The 515-nt window shown below is 57.7% G+C and carries 1 protein-coding gene; it reads right to left on the bottom strand.

Annotated features, from left to right (window positions below):
- A partial coding sequence (locus QC823_RS16205; protein ID WP_422823692.1) for a transposase occupies positions 1–416 on the bottom strand: 416 nt, incomplete at its 3' end.
- Positions 417–515: the final 99 nt, after the last annotated feature.

Below are 515 nucleotides of genomic sequence, written 5' to 3' on the forward strand. Positions count from 1 at the left end.
CGCAATAGGCCTTCGTGCACCGTGTCGAGGTTATCTGGATCACTCAGGCAGGAGATCAAGCGAGAGAGCGTGGCTTGTGACGGACGTGCGTCCGCTAACGGCGCCAGGCGACGCGCATCGCTACAGGCGAGTTGCCAGAGGGGATCATGGTGGAGGATATCGGTATCGCTGAGATCCTCCCATCCCATGGCCCGCTGCAGCACCACGGTCCGAAGCTGGCTGGCCAGCGAGTGGCGTACGCGCAGAGGGTCACGCGCATCGACCAGATGGTACGTTAGCGCGTCAATCACCCCACTGGTATCGAGCGCTTCGCGGAGCACCAGGCCACCTGCATCGCTAGTGGTGGCATCGCCGCTTAATTGCACATGAATGGACCCGTTGCAGGACGGTGACCAGGACGTTACGCTTTCACCCATAGTGAATGGCCTCTTGGAATCGTGTTCTTGGCGGAACGTATTGATTACCTTAGAGATTACCATTCACTATTTTTGTTTTCAGGCCTGCCTCGTGAATAA

It is taken from the genome of Vreelandella vilamensis, assembly GCF_031451755.1.
In the GTDB taxonomy this organism is placed as follows: Bacteria; Pseudomonadota; Gammaproteobacteria; order Pseudomonadales; family Halomonadaceae; genus Vreelandella; species Vreelandella vilamensis.